At 48.6% G+C, this 18,900-nt stretch carries 21 protein-coding genes and 1 other RNA gene; 14 read left to right on the top strand and 8 right to left on the bottom strand.

Annotation, left to right across the window (positions count from 1 at the left end; translation table 11 throughout):
* Positions 1-11 precede the first annotated feature (11 nt).
* Positions 12-428, bottom strand: coding sequence for a ferric iron uptake transcriptional regulator (fur, locus tag KXJ70_RS06870; protein ID WP_219042679.1), 417 nt, complete (start codon positions 426-428; stop codon positions 12-14).
* 75 nt (positions 429-503) lie between these two features.
* Here fur and KXJ70_RS06875 point away from each other — a divergent pair, with 75 nt between their 5' ends.
* Complete coding sequence (locus tag KXJ70_RS06875) at positions 504-878, top strand: outer membrane protein assembly factor BamE (protein ID WP_219042680.1); 375 nt, start codon at positions 504-506, stop codon at positions 876-878.
* Here the strand turns inward: KXJ70_RS06875 and KXJ70_RS06880 are convergent, their stop codons facing one another.
* Genes KXJ70_RS06880 through KXJ70_RS06890 form a run of 3 tightly spaced genes read right to left on the bottom strand, consistent with a single transcriptional unit; the run spans position 879 to position 3,028 of the window.
* Positions 879-1,196, bottom strand: coding sequence for an RnfH family protein (locus tag KXJ70_RS06880; protein ID WP_219042681.1), 318 nt, complete (start codon positions 1,194-1,196; stop codon positions 879-881).
* Positions 1,186-1,620: a type II toxin-antitoxin system RatA family toxin gene (locus KXJ70_RS06885; RefSeq protein ID WP_219042682.1), complete on the bottom strand. Its 435-nt coding sequence runs from the start codon at positions 1,618-1,620 to the stop codon at positions 1,186-1,188. The genes KXJ70_RS06880 and KXJ70_RS06885 overlap by 11 nt, the downstream gene beginning before the upstream one ends.
* 37 nt (positions 1,621-1,657) lie before the next feature.
* Complete coding sequence (locus KXJ70_RS06890) at positions 1,658-3,028, bottom strand: sodium-dependent transporter (protein ID WP_219042683.1); 1,371 nt, start codon at positions 3,026-3,028, stop codon at positions 1,658-1,660.
* An 88-nt stretch (positions 3,029-3,116) separates the two neighbouring features.
* Here KXJ70_RS06890 and smpB point away from each other — a divergent pair, with 88 nt between their 5' ends.
* Genes smpB through KXJ70_RS06905 form a run of 3 tightly spaced genes read left to right on the top strand, consistent with a single transcriptional unit; the run spans position 3,117 to position 4,771 of the window.
* On the top strand, positions 3,117-3,593 hold the full coding sequence (smpB, locus tag KXJ70_RS06895) for an SsrA-binding protein SmpB (RefSeq protein WP_219042684.1): 477 nt from the start codon (positions 3,117-3,119) through the stop codon (positions 3,591-3,593).
* A 23-nt stretch (positions 3,594-3,616) separates the two neighbouring features.
* Positions 3,617-4,114, top strand: a complete 498-nt coding sequence (locus KXJ70_RS06900; protein WP_219042685.1) for a SixA phosphatase family protein — start codon at positions 3,617-3,619, stop codon at positions 4,112-4,114.
* A gap of 33 nt (positions 4,115-4,147) precedes the next feature.
* The gene (locus KXJ70_RS06905) at positions 4,148-4,771 is read left to right on the top strand and encodes a class I SAM-dependent methyltransferase (protein ID WP_219042686.1); all 624 of its coding nucleotides are present in this window, start codon (positions 4,148-4,150) and stop codon (positions 4,769-4,771) included.
* A gap of 3 nt (positions 4,772-4,774) precedes the next feature.
* On the opposite strand, the gene ppk1 is transcribed toward KXJ70_RS06905, so the two are convergent.
* On the bottom strand, positions 4,775-6,904 hold the full coding sequence (gene ppk1, locus KXJ70_RS06910) for a polyphosphate kinase 1 (protein ID WP_219042687.1): 2,130 nt from the start codon (positions 6,902-6,904) through the stop codon (positions 4,775-4,777).
* Between the two features lie 143 nt (positions 6,905-7,047).
* On the opposite strand from ppk1, the gene ppx reads away from it, so the two are divergent.
* The 5 genes from ppx (at position 7,048) to KXJ70_RS06935 (ending at position 11,283) form a co-directional block, all read left to right on the top strand.
* Positions 7,048-8,547, top strand: a complete 1,500-nt coding sequence (gene ppx, locus KXJ70_RS06915; protein ID WP_219042688.1) for an exopolyphosphatase — start codon at positions 7,048-7,050, stop codon at positions 8,545-8,547.
* A 51-nt stretch (positions 8,548-8,598) separates the two neighbouring features.
* Positions 8,599-8,961, top strand: a transfer-messenger RNA (tmRNA) gene (gene ssrA / locus KXJ70_RS06920).
* Positions 8,962-9,053: 92 nt separating this feature from the next.
* Positions 9,054-10,622, top strand: a complete 1,569-nt coding sequence (locus KXJ70_RS06925; RefSeq protein WP_219042689.1) for a replication endonuclease — start codon at positions 9,054-9,056, stop codon at positions 10,620-10,622.
* A gap of 90 nt (positions 10,623-10,712) precedes the next feature.
* On the top strand, positions 10,713-10,988 hold the full coding sequence (locus KXJ70_RS06930) for a hypothetical protein (protein WP_219042690.1): 276 nt from the start codon (positions 10,713-10,715) through the stop codon (positions 10,986-10,988).
* Positions 10,945-11,283: a hypothetical protein gene (locus KXJ70_RS06935; protein ID WP_219042691.1), complete on the top strand. Its 339-nt coding sequence runs from the start codon at positions 10,945-10,947 to the stop codon at positions 11,281-11,283. The genes KXJ70_RS06930 and KXJ70_RS06935 overlap by 44 nt, the downstream gene beginning before the upstream one ends.
* A gap of 72 nt (positions 11,284-11,355) precedes the next feature.
* Here the strand turns inward: KXJ70_RS06935 and KXJ70_RS06940 are convergent, their stop codons facing one another.
* From KXJ70_RS06940 to KXJ70_RS06950, 3 genes are all read right to left on the bottom strand, one after another.
* Positions 11,356-12,084 (bottom strand): NYN domain-containing protein, encoded by a 729-nt coding sequence (locus KXJ70_RS06940; RefSeq protein WP_219042692.1) that lies wholly within the window; start codon positions 12,082-12,084, stop codon positions 11,356-11,358.
* Positions 12,085-12,099: 15 nt separating this feature from the next.
* Positions 12,100-12,525, bottom strand: coding sequence for a DUF4124 domain-containing protein (locus KXJ70_RS06945; protein ID WP_219042693.1), 426 nt, complete (start codon positions 12,523-12,525; stop codon positions 12,100-12,102).
* Positions 12,526-12,596: 71 nt separating this feature from the next.
* A complete protein-coding gene (locus tag KXJ70_RS06950) occupies positions 12,597-13,604 on the bottom strand; it encodes a hypothetical protein (protein ID WP_219042694.1) in 1,008 nt (335 codons plus the stop codon).
* Between the two features lie 129 nt (positions 13,605-13,733).
* On the opposite strand from KXJ70_RS06950, the gene xisR reads away from it, so the two are divergent.
* The 5 genes from xisR to KXJ70_RS06975 all read left to right on the top strand — a co-directional run bounded on the left by xisR (position 13,734) and on the right by KXJ70_RS06975 (position 18,867).
* Positions 13,734-13,916, top strand: a complete 183-nt coding sequence (gene xisR / locus KXJ70_RS06955; RefSeq protein ID WP_219042695.1) for an excisionase family protein — start codon at positions 13,734-13,736, stop codon at positions 13,914-13,916.
* Positions 13,892-14,974: a site-specific integrase gene (locus KXJ70_RS06960; protein ID WP_219042696.1), complete on the top strand. Its 1,083-nt coding sequence runs from the start codon at positions 13,892-13,894 to the stop codon at positions 14,972-14,974. The genes xisR and KXJ70_RS06960 overlap by 25 nt, the downstream gene beginning before the upstream one ends.
* A 406-nt stretch (positions 14,975-15,380) precedes the next feature.
* Positions 15,381-17,045: an anti-phage dCTP deaminase gene (locus KXJ70_RS06965; protein WP_219042697.1), complete on the top strand. Its 1,665-nt coding sequence runs from the start codon at positions 15,381-15,383 to the stop codon at positions 17,043-17,045.
* A gap of 269 nt (positions 17,046-17,314) precedes the next feature.
* Positions 17,315-17,950, top strand: a complete 636-nt coding sequence (locus KXJ70_RS06970) for a type IV toxin-antitoxin system AbiEi family antitoxin domain-containing protein (protein WP_255558212.1) — start codon at positions 17,315-17,317, stop codon at positions 17,948-17,950.
* The gene (locus KXJ70_RS06975) at positions 17,947-18,867 is read left to right on the top strand and encodes a nucleotidyl transferase AbiEii/AbiGii toxin family protein (RefSeq protein WP_219042698.1); all 921 of its coding nucleotides are present in this window, start codon (positions 17,947-17,949) and stop codon (positions 18,865-18,867) included. The genes KXJ70_RS06970 and KXJ70_RS06975 overlap by 4 nt, the downstream gene beginning before the upstream one ends.
* Positions 18,868-18,900: the final 33 nt, after the last annotated feature.

The raw sequence follows: 18,900 nt of genomic DNA on the forward strand, positions 1-18,900 counted from the left end.
GCATTAAAGCATTACGCCTTCTTCGGCTTCACATATAAAACAAGACTGTGATCTACCAATTCAAAACCGCGCTCAGCGACTAACTGACGCTGACGACTTTCGATAACTTCATCAAAAAACTCGATAACCTCACCCGTCTCCATACAAACTATATGATCGTGATGATCACCTTTTTCTAATTCAAACACCGAGTGACCAGTCTCAAAATTATGGCGAGTCACTAAGCCAGCCGCTTCAAATTGGGTCAGCACTCGGTAGACCGTCGCCAAGCCAACATCTTCCCCAGACTCCATTAAAGCGCGGTAAACATCTTCTGCACTAAAATGCTGATTATCACTCTCAGCCTGTTCCAGCAACTGCAAAATCTTCACCCTCGGCAGAGTAACCTTGAGACCTGCTTTACGAAGCTCTTGATTTTCTATAGACATATGCCCTGGACCTTAGCGTTGCGATTGGGTTTGCGCTATTATCCCACGCCTCTATAAGCGATTGGAACCCTTAGCATGTATAGACAACTTGCCACAGCCTGCCTAGTCCTATCTTTGGCCGCCTGCAGCTCTTTGGAATTCCCTGGCGTTTACCGCCTTGCCATCGATCAGGGCAACATCATAACTCAGGAAATGGTTGATCAGCTCGAGATTGGCATGACCCGCAGTCAGGTTGAATATGTAATGGGCACACCGCTGGTGCGCGATACCTTCAACCCAGATCGCTGGGACTACATATACACCTTGAATGATCGTAATAACGACAAACAAGAACACCACCAACTAACCGTGTTCTTTCAAGACGGCAAGCTCAGTGAATTTCGCACTGACATCAAACCAAGTGAACAAAAGCCTGCTGAGTCAGCTGCTGCCGAGCAGGAAGCCAAGTAACTAGCGCCCGTCTTTGCGAGCCTTCACTTTGGCGGCTCGCTGCTTGCGAACCTCTTTGGGATCCGCGATCAAGGGCCGGTAAATTTCTACCCGCTCGCCGCTTTTTAATGCCTGGCTGTCGGGCGAACTAACGGATTTACCGAATATCCCCAAATCTGCAGTCGTCAGATCCAGATCCGGAAACTGTTTATCCAAACCGGACTGCATCGCAGCCGAACGCACAGTACAACCATCTGGCACTTCCAGCGCCACAATACGCTGCCGATCAGGCAGAGCATATGCCACCTCAACATGAATAGTATTGTTTTTATTTTCCATATTGCTCATTCGCTCTTTTTACAAGTGCATCAACTAAGTTATTTGCCACGGAATTAAACAACTGCCGCGTTGCAGCCCCAACAATACTATTAGCGAGGGCAAACCGTAAATGCAAACTCACCTTGCAAGCATCGGCACCCAGAGGAAGCAAGGACCACTCGCCACTCAAATCCTCAAAGGGGCCTTCAATTAATTTAAGCCTCACGCTGCGACCCGGCGTCAAGGTATTGCTGGTTACAAAACTTAAGCGAATCCCCGCGCGGGACAAATCTAGACGCGCCGCCATCGTGTCGTCGGTTTGCGACAACACTTCGGCACCAACACAGCCATCCATATATTGCGGATACGCTTCTACATCATTAATAAGCTGATAAATAATATCTGCAGAGTACGGCAGCAAGGCACTGCGTCGAATCTCGTTCATTCTGGGGTCCTAAATCATTCCGAGCCACCGACTATAGCTAGCTCGTCACACGCAAATACAAGCCAACAACCAAAACGGTCAACACGGCTGGCGGCGCAATATACCGCAACAATGCCTGCCAAAGCCAAAAAAATACCCCTTCAAACCAACCATCTCGAACACCGTAGACCCGCTTCGGCACCCGCCATCCGGCAAACAAAACAAAACACCAGGCGGTGAGCGGCAGCAAAACATTGGCGGCTAGAATATCCAACCATTCCATCAAACTACGCGAAAGCCAGCGCATGCCCGAACTTGCTTGCATAGACGATATCGACAAATCACCGACCAAAAACACCAAGCTCCCGACCAAGAGCGCTGCGGACCAGCGCATTAGCCCCCAGCGCTCGACCAAGTAGGCGACCACCGGCTCCATCAGGGCCACAACCGTGGTTAAGGCCAAAATAAATAGCAGCACGTAAAATGCCGTGCCCGCAATATCGCCAAACACTAAATTTCCGAATGAAAACGGCAAGCTGATAAATAGCAGCGCCGGCCCAGAGCCAGATACAATATGCTGATCAAACACTAATGCCAAAATCGCCACGCCGGCAATAATCAATACTGCGGTGTCGAACACCGCCAAGGCAATTAGCTGCCTTGTTACCGAGCGGCCTGAGGGGAAATAGGCGCCATACGCCATTAAGGCGCCGGTACCAATACTCAGAGTATAAAAGGCATGCTGCAATGCTGAGAAACCTCCTCGCCAGCTCAGATCCTGAACTCGCAATTCAAACATCCAGCTCAGCGCTGATTGAAAATCCCCCAGTGCATAGCCGTAATAAAGCAGCCCCAGCAAGACCAATAACATCACCGGCAATAAAACCCGCAACACCGCAGCCATACCGCGCACGACATTTAAGGCAGACAAGGCGATGGCTAAAACCAAAAAAATGCGCTGCCAAAATGACATCACATCCGGTGCAGCCAACAAATCCTGAAACTCACCGGCCACCAAATCCAAACTGGCCGCATCCATGACACCGGTCGCCATCTTAGCGACATAAGCGAGCAACCAACCAGACACAATTGAATAGTTAGCCGCCAGCAAAAGCGCTGCAATGCTGGCTATTTGGGTCACCAGAGACCAGTGCTTACTCGCTTTGGCGTAGTGGGCCAACTGGTCAATCGCATGCACGGGATTACCGCGCGCACGGACAGCGATACGCACTTCGGCTACTGCGATCGGCAGCATAATAAAGAACAGACACGCCACATAGGCGATGAGATAAGCGCCGCCACCGTTTTGGCCGAGTTCCTGCGGCGTCCTCCAGAAATTCCCAAGGCTGACCACCAAACCCGTGGCAGCAGCAAGAAACGTCCAACGGCTAGACCAGATTCCCTGTATTTTTCGTTTCTTTAAGGCCATACACCGACAACATCAATTTCCGCAAAGCAGCCATCTTTTTACCTGACCCCAATAGGTTTTGCCAGCAACTCCCTCTATAATCGTCCGCATGAGCAAAAACAAATCAAAAAACACCAGCGGCAACATCGCCCAAAACAAAAAGGCACGTCACGACTACAGCCTCACCGACAAATTTGAAGCGGGCATTGTGCTTCGCGGCTGGGAGGTCAAAAGTCTACGCCAAGGCAAAATTCAAATTACAGATACCTATGTCATCCTTAAAGATGGCGAGGCATTTTTGCTTGGCTGTAATATTACCCCGCTATTGAGTGCTTCAACCCATTTTGTAACGGACCCAACCCGCACCCGCAAACTATTGCTACACGGTAAAGAACTGAGCAAACTACAGGAAGCGGTTCAACAAAAAGGCTACACCTGTGTGTGTACAGCGCTGTACTGGAAAAAACATTTGATAAAGGCAGAAATCTGTCTAGCCAAAGGCAAGCAGGATCACGACAAGCGTGAAACTGAGAAGAACCGAGATTGGGAACGACAAAAAATGCGCATTGTGCGCGACCATAACTAATAAGAGCTACACGCCCTGCGACCATGAAAACTCTCTATTTACTGCGCCACGCCAAATCCGACTGGGATGACGACAAACTCACTGACGCAGACCGCCCCATAACCAAACGCGGAAAAAGAGACTGCCAACTGGTTTCGGCAGAGCTTCAACGTCTTGAGCGCCGTTTCAGCCACGTATTTTGCAGCACGGCAAAGCGCGCACAAGAAACCCTAAAACGCTTTCAAATAGACTCGAATGTGTTTGATGACGCAGACATCATCCACGACAATGCCATTTACACCTTTGAAGCCGCTAAATTGCTGGCCTGGCTAAAGGAACTCCCCCAGGCAATCGACAGTGCCGTGATCATCGGTCACAACCCCGCCCTTGCGGAGCTGGCAAATTATTTATACGACGGCAAGATTGGGCATTTCGGCACCTGCACATTTTTAGAACTAGAAATCAACATCGAATACTGGGATCAACTTAGAGCCGACAGCGCTAAACTTTCAGATATTATTCGCCCCAAGCAATTTCGATAATACGCCGCCGGCGACCAAGGACCCGAACTAACAATGACCGCCCACCCCGCATTAAAAGATATCAGCATTGTTAATGACGTACTCATTTTAAAGAAAAACCACAAACTTATTCGTCGCATGCAGCGGTCACTGCCCGGCCCAGAAATACATGGCGACCAGGTGTGGGGCTCATCATTTCTAATCATGGACTACCTACTCGAAAACCCGCCCAAGAAAAAAGTCAAAATCACCGAGATCGGTTGCGGCTGGGGAATATTAGGCATTTCCTGTGCGCAGCACTTTAAAGCCAAAGTCACCGCGATTGATGCCGACGAGCACGTTTTTCCATATTTAGACGCCCACGCTTTGCTAAACGACGTAAAAATAAAAACCCGAACTGCTCGTTACGAACATTTAAAACCGGCAGACATGAAAGGCCACAGCCTCATGCTGGGTGGCGACATCTGTTTTTGGGACGCGCTAGTCAAACCGCTATTTTCCGCAATTGAGGCGGCACGCGAGGCCGGTGTCGGCACAATTATTATCGCAGACCCAGGCAGATCGCCATTCCACAAATTAGCCAAACGCTGTCAAAAAGCATTTGGGGCGACGCTAATTTCACGCGAAATCAGCAGCCCCACCGAAATGAGCGGCGAGCTGCTGATTATTAACCAGTAAGGCCTATTTCTTCGCCTTCGACTTAGCGGCTTTTATCTTAGCTTTTGAGCGGTATTCCTGCTTTGCCATTCGCGGCAACTTCCCTGTACTCAAAAATTTATGCGTCAATAACTGAGAGCGAATTTTCGCTGCACTCGCCTTGCGCGGCCGAAACGAGTTGCTTTGCGCCGCGTCAATAATTCGCGCCTTCACATTGTCGGCCCACTGCAAATCAATTATAGACTGCAGGGTTTGCTGCAGTGGCTTGCTGTAGATCGGGCAAGTCACCTCCACTCTAAAGTCGATATTGCGCGTCATCAAATCCGCCGACGATATAAAATAACGCGGTTCACCGTTATTGCGGAAAATATACACACGGGGATGTTCCAAAAAGCCATCGACAATACTAATCGCTTCAATATTGTCACTCAGCCCCTTAACACCTGGCACCAGCGAACACATACCACGCACAATCAGACGCACCGACACACCCGCAGTACTGGCTTCATATAATTTATCGATTAATTCGCGATCGACCAAATTATTGCACTTCAGTGTAATCCCGCATTCACGGCCTTTTTTAGCATTGTGAATTTCTGTTTCAACCAAGCCCAGCAGACGCTCGCGACTATTTAACGGCGACACACCCAGATGCTGAAATTCATGACGCTTGTAGTTGTAGGCAATAAAGTCGAAGACCTTTGCCACCTCATCGCCGATAGCTTGATCATAGGTCAGTAGACTAAAATCGGTATAAACCGTGGCGGTCTTCTCATTAAAATTACCCGTGCCGATATGAGAGTAAAATCTTTGAACACTACCCTCTTGGCGCACAATCGAAATCAATTTGCTGTGCACCTTCAGTCCCGGCACACCCAAAATCACATTCACGCCACCGTCGGTAAGACGCTGTGATAACGCGATATTAGCCTCTTCATCAAAGCGGGCCTGCAACTCAACCACCACAGTCACTTCTTTGTGGTTAGCGACCGCATTTAATAAGGCGTCCACCACATGAGAATTAGATGCCACCCGATACAAACTGGCCTTTATACTTTTTACTGCAGGGTCAATCGCCGCGGTCTTGAGCAAGTCGGTTAAATAATTAAAACTGTGATAGGGGTAATGGAGCAGAATATCCTGCTCGCGCAAACACGCCAGAATATTTGCGGCCTGATCAATCGCCGGCACCGGAATGACCGGCAGCGGCTTATTATCTAAATACGCGGGCCCCAGGTTCGGGAAGCGCATAAAGTCCTTTGAATTGTGGTAGCGACCGCCTGGAATCATAGAGTCTAACCGACCCAAGCCCAATCGCTTAACCAGATACTCCAGCAAGTCATTCGGCATCGCGCTGTCGTATACAAAACGAACCGGGTCGCCTTTCTTACGACGCTTTAAACTCTGGGTCATTTTCTCAACGAAGGTGTGAGTTACTTCCTCACCCAGCTCCAGATCCGCATCACGGGTTAACTTTATGGTGTAGGCCGCGGTCTCATCCATCGGGAAAATTCCGCGAAAAACCTCCGGCAGACACACTCGAATCATATTTTCCAAGGCGATGAGCACCTTGCCACGCTTACCTTTACGGCCGGGAATGCGGATAAACCTATCTAATCGGGTGGTCGGAATTTCAAGCAAGGCGAAACGGGTTTGCTGCTCACTGCTCAGCTTAATCGCCAAGTAGATAGACGCATCATTTAGCTCGGGAATGGGATTGGCATCATCGAGAATGATAGGAACCAACTCTTGTTGAATGTGCGAATGAAAATAACTGCGCACAAACTTAGTTTGAGGTTCATCCAGCTGACGTTCATTGATCAAATAGATCTTGCGGCGCCGCAACTCTTTCAAATTTTCACGGTACATCACGTCGAAACGTTGCTGTAACTTCATCACCTTCTGGCGAATTTCTTCTAGCAAGACTTTGAACTCTTCTTGCCTAGATGGCGGCGAAAATGCGGCCAAGCGCCGAACATCGGCAACCCGCACCCGAAAAAATTCATCTAGATTATTTGAAAAAATCCCCAAATACCGAATGCGCTGAATTACTGGCACATCAGGATCAGCGGCCTCCTGCAAGACCCGCTCATTAAACGAAAGCCAACTCAGCTCTTTAGCAACCCACGTCGTCACTTCGCTCTGCCCGCTCATTACCCGCCCTTTCACTTAAAAGTGTCATAAAAACAACACATCAGCTTAATAAAAAATCATGTCACTAATATGACACATATAAGCAGTCGATTTTGGCCTGCCCAGCCGATACACTAAACCTTCACCAAGGAAATATTATTACAATGGCCCAAAATAGCGATTCCTACGCTGCCCTCGACCTGGGCTCAAACAGCTTTCACCTACTCATTGCCAGTTTTCATGACGACAAACTCCGCGTCATAGATCGCCACAAAGACATGGTTAGACTTGCCGCTGGCCTGGATGACGACGGCCGCCTCAGCGACGCCGCACAAGAGCGCGCCCTAGAAAGCTTAACAAAAATGGCGGACCGCTTGCGCGGTGTGCCACGCCGGCAAATTCGCATTGTAGGTACCAACACCCTCCGCGCCGCCAGCAACGCCAACGAATTTATGGCAAAGGCCGAAGCCGTACTCGGACTGCCCATCAATATTATCTCCGGCACTGAAGAAGCCCGTTTAGTTTACCTAGGCGTCGCCAACGACTTCGCACCAGAAAAACAACGCCGGCTTGTCCTCGATATTGGCGGAGGCTCTACCGAGCTCGTCATTGGCACCAACACGCCGCGCCAACTAGAAAGTCTGCCAATGGGCTGCGTTAGCTTCAGCATGCGCTACTTTAAAAACGGTGACATCAGCGAAAAAGCCTTCAAAAAAGCCGTCAACGCCGCACGCCAAATGATCGGTCCCTACGTAGAACCCTTTCGCGCCCAGTGGGATGAAGCCGTCGGCTCGTCGGGCACTATCCGCAGCATCGGCAAAATTCTCGCAGAACAACAATTCAGCGAAGCCGGCTACATCTCCGCTGACGGCCTAGAAAAGCTCAAAGACCAAGTACTAGCAACTGACAACAGCCGCAACCTAAATATCCCGGGCTTAAGCGACGATCGCAAAGACGTGTTTGTCGGCGGCTTCGCGGTGCTCTATGCACTGTTCCAAGAACTCGACATGCAAGGCCTACACGTTTCGGCCTACGCGATTCGGGAAGGCATCATCCACGACCTAGCCGGACGCCTTCACCATCGCGACAAACGCGAAGACACCATCAAACAATTCATCATTCAATACGGCATCGACGGCCCGCAGGGCAACCGCATTGCCGACTTGTGCTCACGCTTTCTGCCCGCGGTGGCAAAGCACATCAGCACAGCAGAATCAGAAGCAGAGGCCCTGTTACGCTGGGCCGCCCAGCTTCACGAGCTCGGCCTGGCCATCGCCCACGGTGGCTACCACAAACACGGTGCCTACATTCTTGGCAACGCCGATATGCCGGGATTTTCACGTCAAGAACAAGCGCGGCTGAGTTTTTTAGTCGCCAACCATCGCCGCAAACCCAAACAACTCAACACCGCAACCTACGGCGTCACTGCTGATTGGCCACTGGTCTGCGTACTCCGCCTCGCCTGTATTTTTTATCGACGCCGACAACCCAAAAAGCTGCCTGAGGAAATCAATCTAAGCAGCAGTGGAGCAGACGATCTTTACCTAACCATCCCCGAAGATTGGCTCAACAGCAATCCGCTTATTGCCGCCGACCTAGAAGACGAAGCCGAGCTTCTCAATAAGTCGCTCAACATAAAACTACGTATAGAACGCAAAAACTAAGTCGGCAACTCACTGGCCGCAAGCAACGCAAAGCGTTACACTTAGCGATCTGGGGCCGATTTGGATTCGACGCCGGTTACAACGCTCTGAGGTGCATGCCGTGATGACAGCCAATCACGTAAATCCAAAGCTGTAAACCTAATAGTTGCCAACGACGACAACTACGCTCTAGCCGCTTAAACCCCGGTTAGCGGTCGCTACCAGATGCTTGTAAATGGGACGCGACTGTCATATAGAACAAGCTAGCGAGCAAAGCCTGTCTGAGGCGGAGCCGCGAAACACTTAATCAGAATCGCCAATAACGTCCTGACCGTCGGGCTGTTTGCGGTTAAATCAATTGACGGAGACCAAGCATGTGAAGAGCCCTGAGTGGCGGACTGACGGACGCGGGTTCAATTCCCGCCGGCTCCACCAAACAAAGGTCTAACCAAGACCTAGCAATACCCAGCAATACCCTTCAGAAACAAAGACTTACCGAGATTGGAAACGATCTCGGTTTGGTCTCTGTGGGTGCTGATTGGTCTGGAAAACGACACCAATTTGACACAACGGCGCCACAAGGCCCCTACACCCTCACCCAATCTGCAGTCCTCGGCATTCGCTCTTTACACGACGATATCGAGTATGAAGGCGCGCTTCGGCGCTTAACTCCTTCTTACGAGACAGCCTTTATCGCCGACTTTGATATATCCCTTTCAGACAAAGGGCTGAGGGACTTTGCGGCCGATCAAGCAAAGCTCGCTAGCCGCCAGATAGTCCTGCATCAGCAAAACCTTAAAGCAATGACCCGAAAGCTGGTCGAGCAAATAGCCGTATACGGCTTTTCCCCTCCAGATGACAAAGACCCGCTGGCCGCAGCCTTGAAAATGGCTGATAAAACTTGGTGGATTGGACGTCTGCGACAATTACAGGCGCAGTACCACGACACCATATCCCGCGACCTTGGCTTCGTAAGCAAAAAATGCGATAGCTATTCCGGCTACAACACAGTGCTACTGCACCGCGCCCAGCAGGAGCGAAGTAAAACCTATCTGCAGAATACTGAATTACGGAATTCTAAAGGCGACGTTATTTCCTTATCTGAAATAGCGCAGCACAACATTTCCAACCCAGAAATACGCAACGCTGAATTTATGGTGCGTATCAAAGGCTTCGAGCATGTGAGCCAGATATACGGCCACACGGCCCAATTCATTACCCTAACCACACCGTCACGGTTTCACTGCACTCTTTCGAGCGGGGCTAAAAACCCAAAATTCGACGGCAGCACCGTTGCCGATGGCCAAAAATGGCTCAAATCTCAATGGGCATTAATTCGCGCAAAGCTACACCGCAAAGGTATCTCGCCCTACGGCTTCCGGATCGTCGAACCGCATCACGACGGCACCCCGCATTGGCACATGCTCTTATTCACTGCACCCCAACACGTAAAGCCACTAAACCGTGTTATTCGGCAGTACGTGCTTTCCGAGAGCGAACGCGGATCAGAAAAGTATCGTGTAAAGATTGAGCTTATCGATTCGGCGAAGGGGTCAGCGGTTGGCTATATCGCCAAATACGTTTCTAAGAACCTAGACGGCAAACACATCGACACCGACTTAGACGGAAAACCCGCCATCGAATCAGCCGAACGCATCACCTCGTGGGCTAGAACATGGAATATCCGTCAATTTCAGCAAATTGGAGGACCAAGTGTCACTGTCTGGCGCGAACTACGCAAACTCAAACCGGAAGTCGGACAGACGGCTGCGCTAGCGGATGCGCGCACCGCTGCCGACTCCGGTGATTGGGCTGCATTCGTCATCGCCATGGGTGGCATAGATCGTCCTCGAAAAGAGCAATTATTGACCTCCTACCGAGAGTACAACGAACTCGTCGATACCAATACCGGCGAAATTACTTTCGATGATCTTACCCGTCATGGAGCAAAGAAAGTGCCTCCGCTAAAGGGCTTAAGAATGGCCGATATTGTGATCGTCACGCGTACAGAGCGATGGACTCCAGTGCCCGTTGGGAGCTGCGCGCGGAATACGGCTCTGCAAGAGCCGTATGAGCACGGAGCAGTCAGGTGTTGATTTTGCCTTTCCTTGGACCTGTGTAAATAACTGTACGGGACATATTTCTATACCCAGAAAACGACAAATTTAATCTAAAAGGACACCACTATGAATGCAAACCGAGTGATTGACACTATCGGTAGCTGGGGCGGTTACACCCTAGAAGAAGCTGTTTCACTAATGAATCTACACGTCGTTAAAAAGGAACATCTCAAAAGGAACAAACCACCTGCCATTGAAAACCTAGGCTATATCGCAGGCGTCGTATCACTCAACGATGAAATTGAAATAATCGTTAAATTCCATGACGAAATGTTGCAGCTCACCAAAGAGTCAGTAAGTGAGCAAATTCATATTCTGCCCGATGACGACGATGATTTCTGAGTCTGACCTACACACCGTCTTCGATCTGTACTTGATGCACGGCAAACGCTTTGGTTTTTGTATCGTCAATTCAATGCCGCTTAGCTATGCCAAGGTACAGGACTTCGGCCTCTTTAGAGGTCGCGGTGAAGACAAGCATTGGTTTAGTTTTAACCCGATGGAATATTCATCAGCTGATGCCCATAGGCTCAATTTCGGTTTCCGCGTAGATCGCTATGAATTTGAAACCAACGCATTGATCTCAGAAGACCTATTTCTATCCGACTGCAAAGGCTGGTCACTGCACCGGCCTTGATCTTTAACAATCTAACCTTAGCCAGGCAATTGATCCGAACCGAAAAGACAACTGCCTGCACTTGTGGAAAATCTACTTGCGAGCGTCTTTAATGTACATGGCAGAGCCATTGTTCCGCATTTGAACATCGAACAGCTCTGTAGCACGAATTAAATCGCCTAGCTTTGAGTAACCATAATTGATCGCTGAAAATGAGCTGTTATTAGAAATGTAATGGCCAACTCTACTCATGTGCGCCCAATGGTCATCTTCTGATGACTGCTCTACCGCCGTTCTAAGTAGCTTTACGAGCGAAGTATTTGACCTTAATTTATTTCTATCTTGCCTTTCAATGGTAGATCCATTGTTGACCTTGTCATCGTCTTCGGTAACAAGATTCTCTGTGTATATAAAAGGAGAACACGCATCAACGAAGGGCTTCGGCGTCTTCTTCTCGCCAAATCCGTACACGGGTAATCCGCTCTCAAGAATCCGAAGTACTAGAGGAGTAAAATCACTATCGCTCGTCATTAAAGCAAAAGCATCAACATTTTTACTGTATAGCAGATCCATCGCGTCAATTATCATCGCTGAATCGGTTGCATTCTTCCCCTTCGTATACGCAAATTGCTGCATTGGTCTAATTGCATGCGGATGCAAACGTTCAGCCCAACCAGATAGAGATGGACTATTCCAATCTCCGTGAGCGTGGCGAACATTAACCATCCCATACTTGGCCAATTCTTTTAGTACACCTTCAATAGAATTATGGCTTACGTTATCGCAATCAATGAGAAGTGCTATTCTTTTATGCTCTGGCATTTAACCCCTTGGCCCCTATCGGCACTCTTTGAAATATAAATCAGAGATTTTACGTTTGCGTTTGTGATAGTAGTCACTGAGACGAATATTGTAGCCCTTCCGCATGCGTTCTTGGATCGCCTCCAGCTCCTCCAAATAACCTTTACAAGGGTACGTATGATCATTGTTGCGACCTATACGTGTACGCTCAATCATAGTCGCTTGGGGCTTCGATACTTTCGGCTTTGTGGATTGGTAAGATCGTTGAGGCTTTACTGGATCGGCGCTATGAACATAGGGCAAATCAAACTCAGGACGTGCTTTATATGGCGTACCATCACTTGGGCTCACATCTGAATACTGCACCCGTCCGTTTAAATCCGTCCATTGATAGATCTCTGCCAAAATTGTCGAACTAAAACAAAACGCAATTAGGGTAAGCGCAAATCTGACAAATTGCATATTTCATCCTTGAAACAGAAAGATATTATTTAAGCTGAGAATACTTTTACAACCACTCAGCTAACCAAAATTTAAACCTTCGGCTGATAATACCCATTTTTGCGCAGCGGTACACCGACCTTACTAATATGATCGAAGGAATAAATATGCTCTGCTCTTGCTCGGCTGCACTCACCGATTAAACGCCCTTTAAACTCACCCTTACCATCTTCAACATTAATACTGCCACCACAGATAGGGCATTCACCCTCATAAACAGCAAGCCTAATTTGACGAATTGCCCTCCCTGACTCAAACGTGCCAACCTCTCGCAATTCAAGCTGCGCAGATGGCACAGTGAATCCAGACATCCAATCGGGGGCAATAAGTATCGATCGTTCGATTACGTCATAAATTGGTCGGACGACATAGAAAACTCCTGCACTGACTATGATGATATACAGATGCAATAAGAGGAGTTTCCTTATAACAAGCGCATGAACTATCGGCCCACCTAAGGCCAGCACGAGAACGAATATACCGGCCAAAAATACTGTGCGTCGCCAGCCCACCAAGGTTAACGCCATGAAGGGTCTCGCCAAAAGCCAAGGGCGCGGCAATTGCTTTACCCGATATTGCACATAGCGGGGGTCAATCTTGGGGACTGTCTGAGTCTCCCCGTCATCACCGTCTAACGGCTCCAATTTCAGAAAGTAGTGCTTTTTGTGCCGACCCTGACTTTCTGTAGAGCTAATGACCACACGCTGACTTTGTTTGTGCTTTCGTAAATAAGCATCTAGCGACTCGCGATGCTCGGCCACCAGCTCCTGATACTTTTTGAGATTATCGACAACGTACTTTCGGGCAACGTCGGCGCTATCTTCGCCTTCCTTCTTACCCTTCAAAAGCGCATTGAGCTCCGCCACCGTAAACTGAGCATCATCGATATTGACGCCCTGAGCGATGTAATCGCGGGTCTGCTCATAGAGTGAAACAAAAAGATCAACCGGCTTAACCGTCGCTATGCCAGATTCACGCAGCCACTCTTGCGTTAATTGACCGGATGTTAGCAATTCCTCTGCATCTATTCGCTCTGACACGAAATTTCTATCTCCTTGATTTTAAAAGACTCTCTACCCAGCAACTGGGTTGCAACTGGGTTGTGTTCTGTTGGCCGCCTAGCCCATCGGCAACTATGGAGACCACTTTACACCAACGGAGACAAAGTGATGAACAAGTGGGTAACGATTAAGAAATTCGCAGAGGAAAGCGGCTATTCAGAGGACGCCATCAGAGCAAAAACAAAGAATGGAAAGTGGCTTTATCGGCTTCATTTCACCAAAGGCCCAGACGGCCGAATCATGATCAATGTAGAGGAGGTCAACAAATGGCTAGAAAGTTTCGAGGCGTAAATGTGCGCGGGGAAGAAAGCATTCAGATTGAGTTCACATACAAGGGGAAGCGTTGCCGCGAAAGCCTGAAGCTTTCACCAACAGACGCCAATCTGCGCTACGCCAATAACCGGAGAATCGAGATACTCTCGAAAATTGAACGGGGTAGTTTCGACTACCCTACCGAGTTTCCAGAGAGTAACAGTGCTATGGCTAAGGCATCCAAAAACGGATGCCACATTTTAGTGAAGGACGCCATGAATGATTGGCTGGTGTCCTGCCAGAAGCGTCATGCCTACAGCACAGTGAGGGACTACAACTCAGCGGTGCGCTTTCACCTTGAACCCAGATTCGGCCATTACACGCTAGACGAACTCAACCGGCAAGAGATCGAGACATGGATCAATGGACTCGACATTTCAGCCAAGCGTATTAATAACATCCTTATCCCGCTGAGGCAGATCATGGAAAGAGCGTTTCACGACGAACTGATCGACAACAATCCAATGTCACGGATCAAAAACCTCAAGATACAAACACGAGAACCAGAACCCTTTACCTTAAAGGAAATTGACGCAATCCTAGAACAACTTAAAGGCAGCCCTAAAAATGCTGTTCAATTTGGATTCTGGACAGGTTTACGCACCTCAGAGCTATTGGGTCTAAAATGGGAGAATGTTTCTATTGATGAGGGAACTGCAGTTATCAAAGAAGCACTTGTCTATGGGAGAATGAAACAACCTAAAACACGTGCCGGTGAGAGGAAGATATCACTACACGAAAATGCATTACTTGCCATTAAAGCGCAACTTACCATCCGGACGGAGTCCCCATTCATATTTCACGACCCTAAAACCCTTATGCAATGGGCATCTGACCAGCCATTCCGGAAGCGTGTATGGATACCCGCCTTAAAGGCTGCAAAGGTAAAATACCGAGAGTGCTATCAAATGAGGCATACCTTTGCCTCACAAATGTTATCGCAAAATACCAACCCACTATGGCTTGCATCCCACATGGGCCACAAAGACTGGAGCATGATAGTCAAGAACTATGGAAGATGGGTATTGAATAGCTAAATTAATTTAGCCTTAGGCTCCGCAAGGTGTACAATCCGCTAAAATTTTTAGCCTGTTAATAAACAATAGCAATTGAATTCTGCTTATGTTAAAAATCAATGCGGAATTCCCCTAACTAATAAAAATCTATATTTTAGGCAAAGTAGGCATTTTAGTTGTTGTCTGATCATGGAGAAGCCAGAATGAAACGGGAAATCGAAAAATCGGCATGTAAAGTTGTGCCTACTGACGACAAACGTAACTCATTAGTCACTCCCATATCTTCCCACTCTAGATTTACTGATAAGCGTGCAAATTCGCCTTCTAACTTCATTTCTCAAAAAGCAGTTAACAGGGCAAATCAACTAGACTGGTAAAAGAAATTTTACTGCCACCAGTTCCAACCTAAAGCAAAAGGAGTTTGCTGTTGTCTGCGAATACTGCCCAAAAACGAAAACCTAGTCATAAATCTAATTCCGAAGAGTCCTTCGACGACATTCTTTCAAAAAAGGCATCGCAAGAGATTGTTATTGGCCTATGCGGCCCAGTTGGATGCGGCATTAAAGATGTTACGGAAAAACTTGAGAATCATTTAACTGCATCAGGTTACAAAGTGGTTTCCATTCGCGTAAGCGATCTTATGCAATCATTTTATAAGCTATATCATAGCGCCTACCAGTCAGACAAAATTATTCCAGAGCTATCAGAATTCATTCCAAGCCCAAGTGAAAAAACACTTGGGCGAATTACAAAACTACAAAACCTTGGAAATTATTTACGAAATAATTTTGACCTTCACTTTTGCGCCCAATTGGCTATTAACTCCATTTCAAAGTGGAGGGAAGATCACCCAACACTCTCTGATGACCCCGATAAAATTGCAACTACCGAACGTACAGCATTCATAATAAATCAACTTAAAAACCCGAATGAAGCACAATTATTACAAGAGGTTTACGGAAATATTTTTTACCTTGTTGGCGTTCTCGCAAATGACGACAAAAAAATACAAAGATTAAAAAGCCTAGGAGGCTCTGGAATAACTGAGGCTGACGCATATCAACTAATATCCCGAGACAGAAAAGATGATGAATCACATGGCCAGCAGCTTGAGAAAACAATGTTGTACTGTGACTATTACATATCTTACAACTCAGAGAACTTACCAAGGCTCAACAGCCACATAACCCGCTTTATAAACCTATGTCACAACGCAAACGGGATCACCCCCACGCTTCCTGAAATAGGGATGTATTCCGCTTATTCAGCATCATTACAATCCGCGTGTTTATCACGTCAAGTGGGTGCAGCAATATGCGATGATGCAGGAAATATTTTAGCTACCGGAAGAAATGACGTCCCAAAATTTGGTGGTGGACTTTATCGTCCAGAAGATGGCGATAATGATTTTCGGTGCATAAAGAAAGGTGAGAAGTGCTACAACACAGAGAAAATCAACAAATTAAAATATGACATAGGCGAGGTGATTTTTAATTCATTAAACAATCCACTTTTAGCACCAGGAACTGAGAGCATAACTAAGCACAAAGCAATTACCCACGCGGAGGCCCAAGCTATCGCGCAAAAAATTGCTGACGACACTACAGTTGGATCATTAATTGAATTTTCTAGATCCATTCATGCCGAAATGGACGCTATTGTTTCACTATCTAGAAAAGCTAATTGCTCAACTGAAGGAGCAACAATCTACACGACAACATTTCCATGCCACAATTGCGCACGACATATTGTTGCCTCCGGAATAAAAAAAGTAATCTACATCGAGCCATATGAAAAGAGCCAAGCTATCGAACTACATGAAGACAGCATTACAAAATCTGAAGCTGCAACAGACAAGGTAATCATCCAACCATTTGAAGGCGTATCACCTCAAAGATTCCAGCAATATTTTAAAGCAAGCCAGCCCAGAAAGGATAAGACTACTGGACAAGCTATAATTAAATCTATTGAGGTTTCAGTAACAAACGAAAGAGCTATACTATCGAAATACACTCAGATAGAAGATAAAATAGCGCAGCGACTCTCTGCCCAACTCGGCGAACAACACGCAGAACTCGACACAAGCATGTAAATGCAAGCCACCGTTAAGCCACAACGATAGGTATCCATTTGATATGAAAGCAAAAAATTCGGGTTCAATTCCCGCCGGCTCCACCAAATATCAAACCTCAACTTGAAAAAGTTGGGGTTTTTTATTGCCCAATCGCGCCGGTTCCTGCGGACTTCGCCCCCCGAACGCAGCCCTATACAGATCAAAGAGCCAGCTACGCGCGGACGAATCAAGCGGTTGGATTACAGCATCGAACAGCAAAGGGTGATGTTGTTTTTTGTCAGTAAATATTGACATTTACCGACGTAACGCAACATCATGACAGCATGAAAACTTCGCATCAAGCCATCCTGGATCTCACCGCCCAACTCGGCTTGATACGCCCGCGAGATCTCGATGCGCTGGGTCTACCCAGCGTCACCCTCACGCGACTGGTTCGGCAGGGCCTACTCATCCGCGTGGGTCGCGGTCTGTATGCCCGTCCTGATCGCAGCGTATCCGCGCATGGCACGCTAGCCGAGGCGGCACGCAAACACCCGCAAGCCATTGTCTGCCTGCTGTCGGCTCTGCGAGTGCATGATCTCACCACCCAGTCACCGTTCGAGGTCTGGCTCGCCATTCCCAACAAGGCTCGTGCGCCGAAGATGGATTACCCGCCGCTGCGCATCGTGCGCTTTTCTGGCCCCGCGTTGACCGATGGAATTGAAGAGCACCAGATCGATGGCGTGACCGTGCGAGTGACCAACGTCGCCCGCACCGTGGCCGACTGCTTCAAGTTCCGCAACAAGATCGGCCTCGATGTGGCAATGGAAGCGCTGCAGGAAGCATGGCGTGCCAAGCGCGTGAGCATGGACGAACTATGGCGCTATGCCACGCTGTGCCGCGTTGCCAATGTCATGCGCCCCTACATGGAAAGCCTGCCATGAATAATGAACGAAACGTGGCGGCATCAGTACGCGCCCGCCTGCTCAACCGCGCCCGCGAGACCAAACAGGATTTCAACTTAGTCCTCACGCGCTATGCGATTGAGCGGCTGCTGTACCGGATCAGCATCTCGAAGCACGCGGATCAGTTTCTGCTCAAGGGTGCTTTACTGTTTGACCTGTGGTTCGACATTCCGCATCGCCCAACCAGAGATGCTGATTTTCTGGGATTTGGCTCGGCAGAGCTGCCGCACATCGAAACCGTCTTCAGGGAAATATGCACGATCGAAGCGCACGACGGAGTGGCGTTTCAACCCGACACCGTGCACGCCGCTGAAATCCGCAAGGAGACGAACTACACTGGTGTGCGCGTGATGTTGCTCGGTGTGATCGACAATGCGCGCTGCCAAATCCAGATCGATATTGGATTCGGCGACGCCGTGACGCCTGGCCCAGAGGATGTCGAATACCCTGTCATGCTGGCGGAGTTCGCAGCACCCAAGCTGCGGGCCTATCCGCGCTACACCGTGGTAGCCGAGAAATTCGAAGCGCTGTCGTCCCTTGGCATCGCCAACAGTCGCATGAAGGATTATTTTGATCTGTGGATATTGGCGCAGCACACCGACTTCGATGGCGACACCCTTCGCCAAGCTATTCGGGCGACCTTCGATCGACGTAAGACCGCTCTGATTGGGGAAGTCCCGTTCGGCCTCACCGATGCGTTTGCGCAAGACGCGCAAAAACAGACGCAGTGGCAAGCCTTCCTTAGAAAGAGCCGCCTGGAAGCGCTAGCGCTGAATGACGTCATTGCGACACTGATCACGTTCATGCTTCCCGTCATCAAGGCGGCCAATACTAACACGGTTTTCTCAGCACGCTGGCGGGCAGGTGGTCCGTGGTCGCCTGCAGACGCGGGTTGATTTTCAACGCTGAAGGCCGACTCGCTCCCGCGC

This window comes from Zhongshania aquimaris (genome assembly GCF_019312595.1).
Taxonomy (GTDB): Bacteria; Pseudomonadota; Gammaproteobacteria; order Pseudomonadales; family Spongiibacteraceae; genus Spongiibacter; species Spongiibacter aquimaris.